At 40.5% G+C, this 16,220-nt stretch carries 15 protein-coding genes and 1 tRNA gene; 11 read left to right on the top strand and 5 right to left on the bottom strand.

From position 1 onward, the window contains the following. Positions 1-8: 8 nt before the first annotated feature. The gene (locus H6614_03385) at positions 9-440 is read left to right on the top strand and encodes an isoprenylcysteine carboxylmethyltransferase family protein (GenBank protein MCB9242691.1); all 432 of its coding nucleotides are present in this window, start codon (positions 9-11) and stop codon (positions 438-440) included. A 1-nt stretch (position 441) separates the two neighbouring features. Here the strand turns inward: H6614_03385 and H6614_03380 are convergent, their stop codons facing one another. After that, entirely contained in the window at positions 442-1,479 is a 1,038-nt protein-coding gene (locus tag H6614_03380) for an RluA family pseudouridine synthase (GenBank protein ID MCB9242690.1), read from the bottom strand. 75 nt (positions 1,480-1,554) lie between these two features. Here H6614_03380 and H6614_03375 point away from each other — a divergent pair, with 75 nt between their 5' ends. The 3 genes from H6614_03375 to H6614_03365 all read left to right on the top strand — a co-directional run bounded on the left by H6614_03375 (position 1,555) and on the right by H6614_03365 (position 4,806). Next, complete coding sequence (locus H6614_03375) at positions 1,555-1,917, top strand: hypothetical protein (GenBank protein MCB9242689.1); 363 nt, start codon at positions 1,555-1,557, stop codon at positions 1,915-1,917. A 251-nt stretch (positions 1,918-2,168) separates the two neighbouring features. Next, complete coding sequence (locus tag H6614_03370) at positions 2,169-4,643, top strand: LysM peptidoglycan-binding domain-containing protein (protein MCB9242688.1); 2,475 nt, start codon at positions 2,169-2,171, stop codon at positions 4,641-4,643. Positions 4,644-4,733: 90 nt separating this feature from the next. Then, positions 4,734-4,806: transfer RNA gene (locus tag H6614_03365), tRNA-Thr, on the top strand. Positions 4,807-4,864: 58 nt separating this feature from the next. Here H6614_03365 and H6614_03360 read toward each other — a convergent pair. Continuing rightward, the gene (locus H6614_03360; protein MCB9242687.1) at positions 4,865-5,344 is read right to left on the bottom strand and encodes a hypothetical protein; all 480 of its coding nucleotides are present in this window, start codon (positions 5,342-5,344) and stop codon (positions 4,865-4,867) included. A 91-nt stretch (positions 5,345-5,435) separates the two neighbouring features. Between H6614_03360 and H6614_03355 the strand changes: the two genes are divergently transcribed. The 3 genes from H6614_03355 to H6614_03345 are packed head-to-tail and all read left to right on the top strand — an operon-like array spanning position 5,436 to position 7,118. Further along, positions 5,436-5,864 (top strand): nucleotidyltransferase substrate binding protein, encoded by a 429-nt coding sequence (locus tag H6614_03355; protein ID MCB9242686.1) that lies wholly within the window; start codon positions 5,436-5,438, stop codon positions 5,862-5,864. Further along, positions 5,857-6,168: a nucleotidyltransferase domain-containing protein gene (locus H6614_03350; protein MCB9242685.1), complete on the top strand. Its 312-nt coding sequence runs from the start codon at positions 5,857-5,859 to the stop codon at positions 6,166-6,168. The genes H6614_03355 and H6614_03350 overlap by 8 nt, the downstream gene beginning before the upstream one ends. Then, positions 6,168-7,118 (top strand): SDR family oxidoreductase, encoded by a 951-nt coding sequence (locus H6614_03345; GenBank protein MCB9242684.1) that lies wholly within the window; start codon positions 6,168-6,170, stop codon positions 7,116-7,118. Before H6614_03350 ends, H6614_03345 begins: the two co-directional genes overlap by 1 nt. On the opposite strand, the gene H6614_03340 is transcribed toward H6614_03345, so the two are convergent. From H6614_03340 to H6614_03330, 3 genes are read right to left on the bottom strand one after another with little or no spacing between them, the layout of a single operon-like run. Further along, positions 7,119-8,051, bottom strand: a complete 933-nt coding sequence (locus tag H6614_03340; protein ID MCB9242683.1) for a restriction endonuclease — start codon at positions 8,049-8,051, stop codon at positions 7,119-7,121. Positions 8,052-8,055: 4 nt separating this feature from the next. Continuing rightward, positions 8,056-9,447 carry a site-specific DNA-methyltransferase gene (locus H6614_03335; GenBank protein ID MCB9242682.1) on the bottom strand — a complete coding sequence of 464 codons (1,392 nt, stop codon included), beginning with the start codon at positions 9,445-9,447 and terminating at the stop codon, positions 8,056-8,058. 21 nt (positions 9,448-9,468) lie between these two features. After that, positions 9,469-10,794 (bottom strand): UDP-glucose/GDP-mannose dehydrogenase family protein, encoded by a 1,326-nt coding sequence (locus H6614_03330; protein ID MCB9242681.1) that lies wholly within the window; start codon positions 10,792-10,794, stop codon positions 9,469-9,471. Between the two features lie 90 nt (positions 10,795-10,884). Between H6614_03330 and H6614_03325 the strand changes: the two genes are divergently transcribed. From H6614_03325 to rfaD, 4 genes are all read left to right on the top strand, one after another. Then, positions 10,885-11,706, top strand: a complete 822-nt coding sequence (locus H6614_03325; protein ID MCB9242680.1) for a universal stress protein — start codon at positions 10,885-10,887, stop codon at positions 11,704-11,706. A gap of 131 nt (positions 11,707-11,837) precedes the next feature. Beyond that, positions 11,838-14,714, top strand: a complete 2,877-nt coding sequence (polA, locus tag H6614_03320) for a DNA polymerase I (GenBank protein ID MCB9242679.1) — start codon at positions 11,838-11,840, stop codon at positions 14,712-14,714. Between the two features lie 7 nt (positions 14,715-14,721). Then, positions 14,722-15,189, top strand: coding sequence for an NUDIX domain-containing protein (locus H6614_03315; GenBank protein ID MCB9242678.1), 468 nt, complete (start codon positions 14,722-14,724; stop codon positions 15,187-15,189). Between the two features lie 6 nt (positions 15,190-15,195). Beyond that, the gene (rfaD, locus tag H6614_03310) at positions 15,196-16,173 is read left to right on the top strand and encodes an ADP-glyceromanno-heptose 6-epimerase (protein MCB9242677.1); all 978 of its coding nucleotides are present in this window, start codon (positions 15,196-15,198) and stop codon (positions 16,171-16,173) included. The last annotated feature ends 47 nt before the right edge of the window (positions 16,174-16,220 follow it).

The raw sequence follows: 16,220 nt of genomic DNA, 5'->3' as shown, positions 1-16,220 counted from the left end.
TATCTGCGATGTCTTTCAAATCAATCGTAATAGTAGTTATTCAAATGGTATGCTCCTTGTACTTGATCCGGGCAGGCGGGATATTCCCCCATGGGGTGGTGTCATTGGTTCTGATTGGAGCAGGTTTCCTTCTAGGTTTGTGGGCAATGCTCGAATTCCGGTTCAAGTTTAATATCTTCCCCGAATTACTCAAAAATCCAAAGCTCATAACGTCGGGACCGTATCGATTCGTAAGACACCCTATTTACACCGGAGTCCTTCTAATAACTTTGGGATTTGTTATCAACTTCTTTACTCTGATCAATGTACTTGTATGGATGGTTCTTTTAGCAACACTCCTGATAAAGATTAGATTTGAAGAAAAGATATTAATCGGTAGGTTTGGTGATTATGCGGAATACAAACGAAAAACCAAAGCATTGATTCCCTTCTTATTATAATTCAATTTAATTTTCTCGCCCGGTCTATCTCGCGTACTCTGTCCAATACTGCGCTCATATCATCCGGGAGTGGAGCCTCGAACACCATTCTTTCTCCCGTATGTGGATGAGTAAAGCCCAGTATTTTCGCGTGGAGCGCCTGTCGCGGAATAAGCTCGAGCAGGTTCTTTGCGGTTGCTTTCATCTTCGTAGTAAGCCGTACTGACTTCGGACTGATACCGCCGTAAGTTTCGTCTCCTATTATAGGACATCCTATTTTTGCCAGATGAACTCTGATCTGGTGTGTGCGTCCCGTTTCCAGGTTGAGTTTCACTAGTGAAAGGAATTCGAACTGCTCCAGCACTTCATAATGTGTAACTGCATGGCGTCCCCCCTCTTCATCATCAGGTATTACAGCCATTCGAAGACGGTTGCGTGGGTCGCGTCCTATCTTACCTGTTATAGTACCTTTTTTTTCCTTGGGTATCCCCCACACTATTGCATTATATTCTCTTTCTATAGAGTGCACATAGAATTGCTCGGAGAGTTTCCTGTGCGTGTCCTCGTCTTTAGCAATCACCAGTAGACCTGATGTATCCTTATCGATCCTATGAACTATACCCGCTCTCTCGAAGCCATTGAGATTGGACAGCGAATCCTTTTGCTTCTGCGCATGAAACATAACAGCATTTACCAGCGTACCGGAATAATTCTTATAAGCCGGATGTGTGATCATTCCAGCTGGTTTATTCACTACGAGCAGATACTCATCCTCAAACACTATATCCAGAGGGATATCTTCCGGGACCACATCCATTTTTTCTGAAGCAGGCAGATCGATATCTATCTCATCGAACGGCTTTACGATATAGTTAGCCTTTACGAGATCCCCATTAACAGTGACATTTCCCAAATTTATTGCCTTTTGGACCTTCGTCCGGGAGGCTTTTTCTATAAACCGGGAAATATACTTGTCGATTCGGATCTTTTCGTGGATCTCCGGTACGGATAATTTATAATTCCTTTCCAATAGCCTTATTATAAGATTACGCGAATTAATGAAACTTTTGCATACCCCATACGAAAAATAGTTAGAGAGAAATACAGTTAATAAATTAAAAGGAGTATTATATAAATGAAACTGATAAAGGCTTCATTGTTGATTCTCCTTACAATTATCGTTCTCCAAGGGAAAAATTTGTTTGCGGGTGATGGGACACTTACAGCAGGCGCATCAGATCTAAATTACCAGCTGGTAAATGAGATCAAGGACGTACTAAAAACACCTCTGTTAGTGTATTCAGGCAGGGATCTTAACGGTGTAGTTACGATTACCGCAATTGTGGAAAAAAACGGTAAGATAACATTTACCGATGTAACAAGCGACAACGATCAATTAAACAAAAACACGCTCGCTAAGCTCAATAAGCAAAATCTATGGACCAACAAGAACCTTGCGGGTAAGATTTTCAAATATGAGGTAGTATATTCACAGTAATACCCCCAATTGGTCATTGACCGAAAATTTCTTGCTTAATCATCGCCGTCGAAACGATATTTTGACGGCGTTTTTTTATGTGAATTTTATGGATATTTTCATTAGTTTTGAAGTATAAGATGTAAGCGCATTGGGTCAATTCTAAGTGTAAGTCTTATTAATATATATACCTTCCGGCTTTTACTTAAAATTAGCTTGATATTGCGCGCATTAACCTATATTTTTTGAAACTAAATATAAATTTGATGCCTATGTCAAGTTACGCAAATTTACCTTCCAAAGCTGTTTTTCGAAATTTTCTCCCGCTTTTATTATTAATTTTATTATCATTCGCGCTTTACAGCTGTTCGGGTGGTGACGATGAATCATTGATCCAGAGAGCAAAGGATTCTACAACACTCTACGTGCACCTGGACGAGTCCTTTAAACTGTACAAATCCGCGCTGGAATATAATGACTCTGAAAACGACCCTATGGCATCCTCAAAATTCGAGGAATCACTTAAGAGGCTAAAAGCTATCAATGATGACATTCTCGAAGCGCCGGGATACTATACATGGAGAAAAGATTATAATGAACTTGCCACAAGCATCGTGGAAGATTATCTTTCGACACAGCACAATATAAAATCGGGAAGTCTTGTATTTCAGTTTGCGCAAAGGCTCTCTATTAAATACGATAAAAAGGAAATTAAAGAAGTTACCGGCGATACTCACCTTGAAGCACTGCCGGACGGAAGCGGGTTGGAACTCGTTCGTAATTCTGTTGTAGATGAGTTCATTGAGTTCTGGACTAATACCGAAAGAGGAAGAAACTTCATCGACAAGACTGTATTCAGATCGGGCAAGTACTTCCCTATCATGAGAAAAATACTCCGCTATTATAATGCTCCCGAAGAATTGATATACCTGTCCGTACAGGAATCGGGATTGAACCCGACCATAATTTCCCGTGCAGGCGCGGTAGGACTATGGCAGTTCATGCCCTCCACGGGAATGGCTTACGGACTTTACCAGGATGGGTACCGTGACGACAGAAGGGATTTTGAAAAATCGACGGACGCGGCGGCAAGACACCTGCTAGACCTCTATAGGACTTACGATGACTGGTATCTTGCATTCGCGGCATATAATGCCGGACCCGGACGCGTAAATAGCGCGATAAGAAAAGGAGGTTCGCACGATTTCTGGTCTATAAGAGGTTATCTCCCCGGAGAAACTAAGAACTATGTACCCTATATATTAGCCCTCTCATATGTATTCAGAAACCTCGATGAGTTTGGCTTTAATACTCCTGAATATGGAGACCCGATCTCATTCGAAAGAGTGAACATCAAAGCAAATATCTCTCTGCAGAGAATTGCAGACATGTGTGGAACGGACATCGAGACTATCAGAGAATTAAACCCTGAATTGCTAAATGATGAAACACCACTATATGATGCAAGCTACCAGCTCAGAATACCGCTTGGAAGCTATGATACTTTCGCGGAGAATTATAGAAACGCCGGCGACTTCGAAAAGAACGGTTACGATACGCCGGAGTTCGCAGGCAACGAAGTATTTGGAACAGTTGAAACGATTGTAGGTTACACTTACAAAGTTCAGGGATATTCGCCCGGCGATCCAAACAACCTCATAAATACCGTTGGCAAAAATAAGATCGTGCATACGTTCAAACAAAAAGAGCAATTAAATACGGTAGCGATAAATTATTCCGTGCGTCCGACCGACATTCGTATATGGAATAATATAACTTACGGAAAATTCCCGTCGAAAGATCAACAGTTGACTATTTATGTTTTTGACAAAAACCAGATTCCACCTGAGGGTAATAACGATTCCGGAAGCGAAGAGAATCTGACTGATAATACTACGATGAAAACGGAAACAGAAAATTCACAAACCAATACAAATGAGAATAGAGAGTTCTTCGGGCAAAAGGTAAACAATAAGAACGGAACTTCTAACAAGAAGAATAACACTACGACCAAAAATAATACTGCGAATAATAATACTACTAAGAACAACACTACAACCAAGACTGATAATAAAACTAATACGAAGACTCCGGACTTTACGACCAACACCCCCGTTAATACTCCCGTAAATACCGACACCAAAACAAAGAAAGAAACGACCACAAAGAATAAATCGGCGAAACAGACTTATACAGTGAAAGAAGGTGATTACCTCGGAACTATAGCTGATGCATACGGTGTCTCCGTACAGGATATTATGGATTGGAATGGCCTACAATCGGATATGATAATGGTAGATCAGAAACTTTCCATATACTCCGATACAAAGGTCAAAAATGTCGGTAATAAGAAAAACGAGACCGTTACGCATAAGGTGGAAGAAGGCGAAAACCTGACGCTTATAGCTCAGGAATATGGAACTACCGTACAGAATATAAAAGACTTGAATGGTCTTGATGACGACGTCATAATGGTGGGGCAGCTATTGACCATTTCGGGCAATAAAACCCTAAGTAATAAGAATACTAAACAGACTTACACCGTGAAAAGCGGTGATATGCTCTCCAGGATCGCATCTGATAATGGACTCACCACTCAGCAGTTAATGCAGTGGAACGGGTTAAAAGATGATAAGATACTTGTCGGGCAGGTGCTGAAGCTGTACAATGATAACAAAACCTCTACAACAAACAAGAAAACCAACAATACTGCGCCGAAGAAACAGCGCAAAAGGAAGAATTCTTAGGTTTGAAAATACAGGTTTTGAACCCTTCATTTTGTAAAATATTAAATTGAAAGATATTAGGAAAAAACTTATATTGCATAGTCATATACTGCTGGCATAGCTCAGTTGGTAGAGCAGCTGATTTGTAATCAGCCGGTCGGGGGTTCAAGTCCCTCTGCCAGCTCAAGAAAAAGCCTGAAAACTCAATGTTTCCGGGCTTTTCCTTTTTATGTCTGGATGTGTCAAGGATAGTAAATCCTCTCTATGTCCTCTTCTTTTATGGGAGGAAGGTCAAACTCGAAACGGTGCCCGTTGGTATAATAGACCGGTAAATACACCACTCTTTTTATCCAGTCATTATTATAGTTGAAAAACCTGAGTAAAGTAGTACCCCCAATTTCGGTAAACCGGGGAGTTTCTACAGTCACTTCATATTGGGGAAATTCGGAATAATAAGAATATGATATGTATTTGATAATGAGCGTATCGCCGTAATTAAGCGTCCTGTCGTCGATGGTACTGTCCAGAATCCCTCTGGAAATTGCTTCCACCAGAATATCATCGTCTCTTGCGATAAAAACATAGGTCGCCGTAAAAGTTACAGGGGCGCCCTGCATACCCGGGTATTCCTCCCTCGCGGAATGAGATAACAAAGTAAATTTTTCCTGTGAAAAAAGGACTGGTGGAAACAGCATTAGTATTATAATTGCGAGATTTTTCATGCTTCGGTTATCATTTCCCTTTATACCAATATAAAACGGAAAAGTTCTTTACATCAAATATTAATTATCAAATACTTATCTTTGTGGAAGTATGAGTAATGGAGATCAGGACATACGCTGGAAACAGCGGTTTTCAAACTATAAAGATGCGTTGCAGCAATTACAGGATGCTGTCGATCTGTATAATGATAGAGAACTAACTAATCTCGAAAAACAGGGACTGATCCAGAGTTTCGAATTTACCTATGAATTAGGCTGGAAGACGTTACAGGATTATTTAAGAGAAGTAGGCGGCTATACTGGGATATCCGGACCGAATAGTGTAATTGAACAGGCATTTCAGGATGGTTATATCGACGGAGGAGCATGGGCTGCAATGAATGAAAGCAGAAAACTCACTAGCCATACTTACAATGAGGGAATAGCGGAGGAAGTTTTGGAACTTATTGTAACCGACCACATTATATCCCTGCAGGAGTTAGAAGATTTTCTTTCCAAAGAAGATGAAGAAAATGACTGAAGAAGTAAAAGAAAAATTTGGTTTAAGCGAAGAATATATTTCCAGCATTAAAAATATACTCTTTAGGCATCCTAATATTGAAAGGGTTATCATTTTTGGTTCACGCGCCAAGGGAAATTTTAGACCAGGATCTGATATCGACCTTGCGTTGGTTGGAAAAGACCTCAGTGCGTCGGATATCATCGATCTGAATATTGAACTTGATAAGATTTGGTGCGGGTACAAAGTTGATCTCCTCATTTATGATAAGATAACGGAACAAGCCCTGAAAGAACACATTAACCGTGTAGGAAAGGAATTCTAGTGTCAAAAGACCAAAAGCGGATACTCATTACCGGCGCGGCGGGATTCCTGGGGTCTCACCTGTGCGATAGGTTCGTAAAAGAGGATTATCACGTCATTGGCATGGATAACCTCATTACGGGAAGTGTAAAAAACATCGAACATCTTTTCCCGCTGGATAATTTCGATTTCTACTTCCATGATGTTACTAAGTTCGTGCATGTGCCCGGTAACCTGGATTACATACTCCACTTCGCCTCCCCCGCCAGTCCGATAGATTACCTAAAGATACCGATACAGACTCTAAAAGTGGGCTCGCTTGGTACACATCACCTTCTCGGCCTTGCTAAAGAAAAGAAGTCGCGCTTTCTCATAGCATCGACTTCGGAAATATACGGCGACCCTCTAGTACACCCGCAAAGCGAATCGTACTGGGGCAACGTAAACCCTATAGGACCCAGAGGTGTATATGATGAAGCGAAGAGGTTTATGGAAGCGATCACAATGGCATATCACACTTACCACGGTCTTGATATCAGGATAGCAAGAATATTCAACACATACGGATCCAGGATGAGACTCGATGACGGCCGTGCACTCCCGGCTTTCTTTTCACAGGCTATCAAAGGCGAAGACATTACGGTGTTTGGTGATGGAATGCAGACACGCTCATTTTGCTATGTGGACGATATGATCGAAGGAATATATAAGCTCCTGATGAGTGACTACATTTACCCGGTTAATCTTGGTAACCCTGCCGAAATAACCGTTAAGCAGGCTGCCGAAGAGATCATTGAGCTGACCGGTTCGGGCAGTAAAATAATATATAAAGATTTACCTGTAGATGACCCTCAACAGCGTCAGCCTGATATTACAAAAGCAAAAGAGATACTTGGCTGGGAGCCGAAAGTCTCCCGTAGTGAGGGATTAAAATTAACTCTGGAGTATTTTAAGAAAGAATTGGGTGTGTAACTACAAAGAAACTATCCAATTACACAACGAGTAAAGTTGACCTTCAAGCGTTAAATTTGCGGCATTAGTTAACTTACCACCCTTAAGTTGTTCAAAAATTTCCTCAGCCATGCTACTCTGTATCGCAGCCCCAACAAAGAATGTATTTGGATTAAGTTCTTTAGTTTTAAATGCTTCTCTAATCCTGTTTAATGCACTATTTGCAGTTTTCCAATGCTCATCTGCACCTGCAGGATCAATCCCACCTTTCAGTTCTCCTAAAGCAATGTACTTTTCATAACTCTCTATCTCTCGCTCTTTTCTATGATCTCCATCAAGTAAAATCAAATCCACGTTTTTTCCAATTATGGGAAGATTTACATTTAATAATAAAGTCCTCGATTTATCCTTATTCTGCCAATAGAGTGCCTTAATTCGATCTTCAAATTCAACTTCCCCTTCTATCTTATCAATCCACGATTTAGAATCTGAATCAAGCCAAGAATAAGTAATTCCATACATATTAATTGAGGCAAGCAAAGATCGGATAAATTTGACTTGTCCTAAAAAACCTGCAAAATTTCTCATTGAGCCACCGACTGTATCACCCTTAATTAGTAAAAATCTATAAATGAGCTCCTCCTTAAATTTCTCTCCGGCAGGCTTGAGGAAATTCTCAATTAAATTTTCAATTGATTTTTGCTTATCTTCGTCTCTAAGATAGTTAAGTGATTTATCAGATAACCCTGAAGCTGTTAAAAGTGCAGGGTAAATTTCCTTAACCTTAAGTAAACCCTTTGGACTTTTTATCTCCGAAACAGCTTCTTTTAAAGCTCTTGCTTCTTCAACAAATGGTGTTGATTTTCTATTCTTTTCAAGTGCCAAGCTAATAAATCCAGCCCTTGTAGCTTCATGAGATGTTACTAGTGAGTTTGCATTTTTAATTTTAGTCATTATTTTACTTTTTCCATTTATATATACACTTTCGCAAAGTTTCCTTTCCATACATTCCCATTTGTTGGCTACTGTTTCCCTTTCTTGACTTTAAAGTGTATATGTTCATAACCTCAAAACCTATTTGGGAAGCTATTTCTGATAGAATTAAATCAACTGGAATTACTTCGCCAGCATATCTCACGTTATCATTAACATAGTAAATAACCCCCCCTTTTTTAAGGACTCTATACATCTCATAAATGATAAAGGCATGTTCCCAAAAATAAAATTCGATCATTCGTATAATACCATTATTATTTAGCTTTTTCTGATCTTTATATTCATTCAAAATGCTAATTACTTCCTTTAATGCATCAATATTCTCTACAATCGAGATTATCTTCTCACACTGAGATAAATCGTTTGAATAAAGATCTTTTATATACTCTTTTTTACTTCTATTCTCTACATTACTTGATAATATTTCCTGCCTAAGTTTTCTTATCTCATCTTCAGTTATACCCAAAAATGCTAATTCTAATGCATAGGTTCGTGTATAGTCGTAACGGTTTAAATATGGAGGTGATGTTATAATTAAGTCAACTGAGCCTTCAGATATTGAAGGTAATTCTTCAAAGGAAGTACCTTCAATATATTCCGGAGTTGAGTTACCGTTGAAAGGAAATTTATACCTATAAACTTCTAAATCATCTTTAATTTTTTTCAGTTTGTTGATAAATGTAAAGTGAAATTCGCCAATATAATTCTTTTGTTTATCCGATTTACCTTTCCCGGACCTGCTATCCCAACGTAAACATTGACCATCTTTACTGGTAAAACTTATCTCTTCTAAAATAGAAAAGACCGTAAATTTTAAAATCTTTTTAATCTCACAACTAAAATCAGAATTTTCAATATATGTTAAACTCTTATTTAATTTTTCCTCATTTGTTTTGCTAAAGGCATTTTCAGTTATTTTCAAATGCTTAAATGAATATTTACTGTCAATTCTAATTTCATCATAGTCCAAATTTTCAAAGTGTGCAATTACATCCTCTAATTCATTAAACTCATTAAAATTGTTAGCTATGTCACGTATTTCAAAAATAAATTTTCCAATCGGCAATAATTCAATTCCAATTGATTCAATCCCTAAATTCTGAGATGCAAATAAAGTTGTTCCCGAGCCCGCAAAAGGGTCTAATATTTTATTTATGTCATTTAGGTTTGAATCCTTAACTAGAATACTAATCAGACTCTCAGAGAATCCCTCTTTATAATTGAACCAACTATAAACTAAGTCCTTTTTGTTTTCTTGGTAACTTACAATCTTCCGGTTGATCTTCGGATGAACTGTGATCTTATCTTTATATTTAATCTCAAGAAGATCTCTATTATTTTTAACGGTATCCATAAAATACATTAAGTATTAGAGTTACTTTACGACTTTCCTTCCTATACTGTAATAGACAAATCCAAGCTCTTCCATCTTATCGAGGGAGAATATGTTCCGTCCGTCGAATATTACCGGCTCTTTGAGGAGTGACTTGAGCTGTGCAAAATCCGGGTTGCGGAATTCATTCCATTCAGTGAATATCAATAAAGCATCCGCGCCTTTTAATGCGTCGTATTCTGATAATGCATAATTAACTTTATCACCTAGAACTTTCTTCCCGGTTTCCATTGCTGCCGGGTCGTAAGCCGAGATTGTAGCGCCCAGGCTCACCAGTTCGTCAATAATTACTAGAGATGGAGCCTGTCTTATATCGTCCGTATTAGGCTTGAACGCAAGTCCCCACACGGCAAGATGTTTTCCTTTTATGTCGCCTCCGAAATGCCCGGTGACCTTTTTCGATATGACATGTTTTTGATTTTCATTAACCTGCACCACGCGGTTAAGTATGGAGAGCTCCGAGCCTTTTTCTTTTGAAGTGCTGACGAGCGCCTTCACATCTTTGGGGAAACACGATCCCCCGTAGCCAATACCCGCGAATAGGAAACGCTTCCCTATCCTCGTGTCCGAACCCAGACCTTTTCTCACTAGATCGATATCAGCGCCGACCTTCTCGCAAAAATTAGCAAGCTCGTTCATAAATGTAATGCGCATTGCGAGATACGAATTGGATGCATATTTAGCAACCTCAGCGCTCGCGGTATCCATTTCCAGTATTGGGTTTCCCTGCCTTACAAATGATGCATAGAGCTCTCGCATTCTTTCGAGAGCTTTCTCACTGTCCGAACCCACCACTATCCTGTCTGGCTTCATAAAATCTTCCACCGCAAAACCTTCCCGCAAAAACTCAGGATTTGAAACAACATCAAAATTATCACCGCCCTCTTTCTTTATCAGCTCAGTCACTACCTCCGCGGTCCCGACCGGCACAGTACTTTTATTCACAATTACTTTGTACTCTTTGTTACCGGCTTCCCCTAATATCTTACCGATGTCGGATGCAACCTTCATTACGTATTGCAGATCGGCTGAACCATCCTCACCTTCCGGGGTAGGCAGGCACAGAAAAATAATATCGTTATTTAGCACTGCATCTTTGAGATCATCGGAAAATCTTACCCGGTCACGCTTGAGATTCCTCTCGAAAAGTATGTCCAGCCCCGGCTCATATATCGTTACCTCGCCGCCCTTGAGTTTTTTCAGCTTTTCCGGGTCATTATCTATACATAGAACGTTATTACCCATTTCCGCGAAACACACCCCGGATACAAGTCCCACATAGCCGGTACCGATTACAGATATATTCATATATCGATTTAATTTTCAACTAATATATTAATAAGCTAATTATTATATTTAATAAATTAAATTAATTTAATTTTCCTCTAAACAAGCAGTATGATAAAACGTATCTTATTCCCCACGGACTTCTCCGAAGCCTCGCGAAATGCTGGCAAATACGCCGCCGAGATCGCCCGCCGCACCGGCGCCGAACTCTACATCCTCAACGTTTACAGCGTTACCATCTACGACCCTAACATGCCGGCAGAGCTCCTAATGAGTGCGACGGAGCAGGCGGAGAAAAATTCGGTGGAAGAGCTGGAGAAAGTGAAGGAAATCTTTGGGGGGATCAACGCGTGCATGGTGTCGCGGCAAGGATTGGTGGTGGATGAGATAATCAACTATGTGGGAGAGAACGCGATAGACATGGTGGTGATGGGGACCACGGGTGCAAGCGGGATATTGGAGAAGATATTTGGCAGCAATACGTCCAGCGTGATCGCAAAGACCCCGCGGCCGGTTCTCGCTATTCCTGCGGACGCAGTGTACAAGGGCATTAGCACGATAGTGTACGCGACCGACCTACAGGAGTCGGAGACGAACGAGATAGTGAGCGTGACAGAGATCGCGGCGATATTCGACGCGGAGGTGACACTGCTGCACGTGTGCGACAAGTCAGAGGAAGTATTAATGGAAGAGAAAAACAGCCTGTACGAGGATCTGCGCAAGAATATAAACTATGAGAAGCTGAACTTCGAGCTGGTAGAAAACGAGGATGTAGTAAAGGGAATCGACGAGTATGTAACGAATAATCCGGTAGATATTATAGCAATGGCGACACATCACAGGAGCCTGCTAGGCAGGTTATTCGGGAAGAGCCTCACAAAAGACATGGTATATCACTGCAGAATACCGCTTCTCGCGCTGGAAAGAGATTAAGATTATATAAAATACATTGTAAAAACAGGCAGTCAGACAAGACTGCCTGTTTTGTTTTGGCGGGATAGAGGGTCAATTGCATTGTAAAAATTAAGCAATAAAAGTAACTTAAGTTCTCAGAAAAACACGGAATGAGCAAAAAATTAGTACTGGTGGACGGAATGGCAATGGTTTACAGGGCGTATTTTGCCCTAATCGGACGTCCGTTGATAAATTCAGAAGGAAAAACTACGTCAGCAGTATACGGATTCGTTAATTCATTGGTGAAAGTGCTGGATGACGAGAAGCCGGAATACGTTGCCGTATGCTTCGATACTGCAGAACCCACCTTTAGACATGAGCAATTCCCGGAATACAAGGCACAGAGAATGGAAATACCCACGGACATGCCGTGGCAGATAGAAAAGGTTAAGGAAGTAATAAAGGCATTCAATATTCCTATGATAGAGATGCACGGCTTCGAGGCGGATGATATTATCGGCACGCTGGCTAAGAAAGCGGAAGAAAAGGGCATCACAACTTACATGGTAACACCGGATAAAGACTTCATGCAATTAATAACCGACAAGATATTAATGCTGAAGCCCGCGAGAAGTCAATCAGGAGGCGTAGTAAAAGATATCGAAGTAATAGACGAAAAGGGTGTACAGAATAAATTCGGTGTACCTCCGTGGCAGGTGATCGAGGTATTGGGACTAATGGGAGATTCATCGGATAACATCCCGGGAATAAAGGGAGTTGGTGAAAAAACCGCGATAGCACTGATTCAGGAATACGGCACAATAGAAGACATGTATAAGAACGTTGATGCAATCTCGAAGCCAAAACTAAAAGAGAAGATAATCAACGATAAGGAGATGGCTTTTCTTTCAAAGAAACTCGTTACGATAAAGACAGACGTACCAATCAAGATAAAGCCGGAGGATCTGAAAAGGGAAGAGCCGGATGCAGAGGAGTTGGGAAGGTTATTCACGGAGCTGGAATTTAAGACGATGATAAAAAGGTTCATGCCGGGCGGGGCGAGTCCCAAACCGGAGAAGGGCGAAGCCAAACCAAAAAAGACAGCAAAGCCGAAAGAAGAGAAACAGCTTGCACTTCCTGAAATAAAAGTCGAGATACCCGAGCATCATGAGAGAATAAGAACGATAAAGGACATTAAACATGAGTATCGCACTATCACAAAAGAAGAGGACCTAAAAAAGCTGGTAGAGAAGCTTTCCAAAGAACCAATGGTTGTATTCGATACGGAAACGGACGATATAGACCCGATGGTGGGCAACCTGGTCGGGATTGCTTTTTCTATAGAAGAAAACGAAGGATATTACATCTGCCTGCACGGAAAGCATAAGGACTATGTAAGTGAATCTATGTTTGCTGAAGAGGAAAAGGAAAGGCAGGAGCAGAAAGAAGGAATCGAAATAAACAGGGCTATCGAAGTAGTAAAGCCTCTGCTGGAAAACAAGAAGATAAAATTCATAGGAATGGACATGAAAAACGATTACCTGGTAATGAAAAACCTGGGTATCGAAATGTCCAACATATATTTTGATACGCTTATCGGCGCATTCATACTCCGACCGGAAGGAAGTCATGATACAACGTCGCTGGCAGAAAAATATTTAAGCTACCAGCCGATAAACATAAAAGAACACCTCGGAAGCGGAAAGAACCAGATAACATTCGACAAGCTGGACATACAGGTATGCAGTGATTACGCGGCAGAGGATGCAGACATAACGTTGCAGCTTTACCATAGGTTGAAATACGAACTGGAAAAAACTAATCTCCTGAAGGTCTGTAACGAGGTAGATTTCCCTCTCATACAGGTATTGGCCGATATGGAGTTCGAAGGGATAAAGGTCGATCAGAGAATACTGGCGGCAATAGATAAAGAGCTTATCAAACTGATAGATGAGTACGAAAAAAAGATATACAAGCTGGCGGGGATGAAGTTTAACATAAATTCTACGAAACAGCTGGCGGAGATCTTATTCGAGAAGCTGAAACTGAAACCGATCAGGAAGACAAAGACAGGATTTTCTACCGACGTGAAAGTTCTTGAAGAATTAAGATACCAGCATGAGATAGCAGAGGTAATCGTAGATTACAGGACACTGACAAAACTTAAATCCACATACATCGAGGGATTATCTAAAGCGATAAACCAGAGGACAGGCAGAGTTCACACATCATACAGCCAAGCAATAGCGGCAACCGGAAGACTTTCTAGCATTAACCCGAATCTGCAGAACATCCCCATAAGAAGCGAAGCCGGAAGAAGTATCAGGAAGGCATTCGTACCTAGAGATAAGACATATAAAATACTTTCGGCAGACTATTCACAGATAGAGCTGAGAATAATGGCACATTACGCGAATGACAAGAACATGATAAGCGCGTTTAAGAGGAATCACGACATTCACACCGAGACTTCGATGAGAGTATTCAAAGTTCCAAGAGACCAGGTAACTCCAAACATGAGGAGGAAGGCAAAGGAAGTGAACTTCGGAATAATTTACGGTATCGGGGCGTTCGGGCTGGCAAGCAGGCTGGATATAAAAAATTCAGAAGCCAAGGACATAATAGACAGATATTTTAATGAATATCCAAGCGTGAGGGATTATATGGACAGGACAAAGAAGTTCGCCCGCGAGAACGGATACGTGGAATCATTAATGGGCAGAAGAAGATACCTGATGCAGATAAACAACCAGAATGCATCGGCAAGAGCTGAAGATGAAAGAGCGGCGATAAATATGCCTATACAAGGAACGGCGGCGGACATGATAAAGATAGCGATGATAAACATTGCCAAAGAGATGAAGAAAAAGAAGATGCAATCGAAGATGTTATTACAGGTTCATGACGAACTTGTATTCGAGGCAAAAATAGATGAAATGGACGAACTTAAGAAAATCGTAACTGACAAGATGAAAAACGCAATAAAGCTAAACGTTCCTCTCGAGATAGAGATGGGTGTGGGCGATACATGGTTCGAGGCACATTAATCCAATTATGACAAAGATAATAACTAAGAGAGTCGAAGTTCACGTATTTAAAAAGACGAAGCGAGGACATAAGTTCCTAGTACTAAAAAGATCTCCGGCAGGTAAATACCCAAACCTATGGCAGATGGTAAGCGGGACAATAGACCCGGGTGAAAAAGCATACGAAACAGCGATACGTGAAGTAAAAGAAGAGACACAGCTCGACATAGAGGAGCTTTTTATACTGCCGAGAGTAACAGAGTTTTACGATTTTTTCGAAGAGGATTCTATAAACCTTGTACCGGTATTTATAGCGAGGGTGAAGGACGATGAGGTAAAAATATCAGATGAACATTCGGAATTTAAGTGGGTATATTTTCACAAAGCATATAGAATGCTACACTGGATACAATGGAAGGAGAACGTTGTATTCACAGAGAGGATATTAAAAAGCGAACATCTTTATAATTCCTTACAAAAAATAGAAATCAAATAACTAATTATGATAATAGTAACAGGCGGAGCAGGATTTATCGGAAGCGCGATCGTATGGAAACTGAACCAAATGGGCAGGGACGACATTATTATTGTGGACAGGTTCGGTGAAGACGACAAATGGCAGAATCTTGTCGGGCTAAAGTTCACGGATGTATTCGACAGCGAGGCATTCCTTGAATACCTTACGCATGACTTCCTCGAGAAAGCAGAGATCGATACTATATTTCACATGGGCGCTATCAGCACTACGACAGAGAAAAACTTCGACAACCTGCTCAGAAATAATTATGAACTGACAAAGCTACTTTGCAACCAGTCATTACAAAACGGCGTCAGATTTATCTACGCGTCGTCGGCGGCAACATACGGAGCAGGAGAGAACGGTTATAAAGATGACGAGAGCGAAATCTACAAACTTCGACCGCTGAACGGTTACGGTTATTCAAAACAGATGTTCGATCAATGGGCGCATCATCACAGGATACTAGATAAGATAGTGGGATTGAAATATTTTAACGTGTTCGGTCCGAACGAATATCATAAAGGTGACATGAGAAGTGTTATTCATAAGTCATATGAGCAGATCAAATCCACAGGAGTCGCGAGATTATTCAAATCGACGGTGGAAGGTCTGGATGACGGCGAACAAAAGAGGGATTTTATTTACATCAAGGATGCTGTGGATATGACAGTGAATTTTATGGACAACAGGATTGTTAACGGATTATATAATATCGGCACGGGCAACGCGACATCATTTAATGCGTTTGTAAATGCCATATTCAAATCTCTGGATATGGAGCCAAATATAGAGTATTATGACATGCCGGACGAATTAGTAGATAAATATCAGAACTTTACACAGGCAGATATGACAAAACTCAAGGATACAGGTTATAATCTTAAGACCACTCCAATAGATGAGGCAGTAGGAGATTACGTCAAGAACTACCTGGACACGGATAATCAGTATTTACATTGATTAATAAATCGCTTTGAATTAGAATTGAGTAACCCTTAAAACTAATA

Source organism: Ignavibacteriales bacterium (genome assembly GCA_020635255.1).
In the GTDB taxonomy this organism is placed as follows: Bacteria; Bacteroidota; Ignavibacteria; order Tepidaquicellales; family Tepidaquicellaceae; genus JAEYVS01.
This window is presented reverse-complemented; position numbering and strand designations above follow the sequence as displayed.